This window comes from Pseudoalteromonas sp. SWN29 (genome assembly GCF_015864465.1).
In the GTDB taxonomy this organism is placed as follows: domain Bacteria; phylum Pseudomonadota; class Gammaproteobacteria; order Enterobacterales; family Alteromonadaceae; genus Pseudoalteromonas.
The window spans coordinates 1-1,494 of the sequence record NZ_JADYXE010000110.1 but is presented as its reverse complement, the minus strand read 5'-3'; the positions used below and the strand labels follow the sequence as shown (position 1 = coordinate 1,494).

The 1,494-nt window shown below is 38.8% G+C and carries 1 protein-coding gene; it reads left to right on the top strand.

Annotated elements, in window-relative coordinates:
- Positions 1-319 precede the first annotated feature (319 nt).
- Positions 320-1,117, top strand: coding sequence for an alpha/beta fold hydrolase (locus I6F53_RS20030; protein WP_197240924.1), 798 nt, complete (start codon positions 320-322; stop codon positions 1,115-1,117).
- Positions 1,118-1,494: the final 377 nt, after the last annotated feature.

The window sequence follows — 1,494 nt, the reverse complement described above, 5'->3', positions numbered from 1 at the left end:
CTCTGGTTGGGTACGAGCTCACTGTCTTCCCGATGTGACAAGTGCTAGCTAAACACTCATCAAGAAGAGATACAAGGTTGGGTAGAGCGAAGCGAAACCCAACACGCCACGCCAGCAGCAAAGCCAAGATAGGCGATTTCCATAACGTAAAAATAAGGGAAGGTCATTTTTATTGGTTTTCATTTAAAAATCAAAATCTGCTCCCAAAAGCTGTTAAGTAGAAGCCATTGATCTCAACTTCATAAGAGATTTTTATTAAACTCCGTTATACTTCCTGCAATTGAATATGCCAAACGAAGTAAATAGGCCACTAACTGTAATGAGCAACGACATTCTTTTCCATACTACTTTTGCGCACGAAACCAGTAAAACATGGGTTGTATTTGTCCATGGCGCAGGTGGTAGTTCGGCAATCTGGTTTCGTCAGCTTAAAGCCTATAAAAAAGAATATAATATGTTGTTGCTAGATCTTCGTGGTCACGGTAAATCGAATAACTTAGTACAAAACTTTGTTGATAATAATTATTCGTTTAATAATGTCTCAAAAGATATTATCGATGTGTTAGATCATAACAATATCACCAGCGCACACTTTGTCGGTATTTCATTGGGCACAATTATTATTCGAAATATTGCTGAAATTGCGCCGCAATATGTTTCTAGCATGGTGCTAGGTGGAGCGGTTACTCGTTTTAATACTCGCAGTAATACATTGGTTTATTTAGGTAATACTTTTAAACACTTCTTGCCTTATATGTGGCTGTATCGCTTATTTGCTTTTATTATGATGCCTAAAAAGCGCCATAAAGAATCTCGACTTTTGTTTGTTCGTGAAGCAAAGCGCTTGTGCCAAAAAGAGTTTATAAAATGGTTTAAATTAGCCATGGACGTAAATCCCTTAATGCAATATTTCAAAGAAAAAGACATTGATATTCCCATTCTGTACATTATGGGCAAAGAAGATCATATGTTCCTTGGCCCTGTTAAAGAAATGGTTAAGCGTCATAAAAACAGCGTACTGCAAACTATTCACCATTGTGGTCATGTCTGCAATGTGGAGCGCCCCGACTTATTCAATCAGCACTCGCTTGCTTTTATCGCCCAGCAAAATCGTTAAGGGTTGTAGAAGGAATAAGATCGGTACATTCTTTTTTGATTTTCGCCCTAAACTCAAAACAAGACCTACCTCTGAAGGAATAAAGCCCAACTTATGAAGCGTAGACGCTGAGCTTGCTCGCGTGAAAAGCGTGAGCTTTTAATTACAGCTTGTGAGTATTACCTTACGGGCTTTGCCCGTCACGCAAGCAAGCTTCGCGTCTTGTATCTCTCATTGATAAATGATTAGCTATCATTTATCACATCGAAGTCAGTGAGCTTGCCTTTGCGTCTAGTATTTAATACTGCTCCGTAGATAAAGCCCTGACTTTCTATTCTCAGAAACTGAATGGTATCCAAGCACACTTTTATTTAAGTAGATGCTGTATGTACAAGGGG

Coding starts and splice junctions, on each gene's coding strand:
- I6F53_RS20030 (WP_197240924.1), top strand. CDS start 320: ATGAGCAACGACATTCTTTTCCATACTACTTTTGCGCACGAAACCAGT.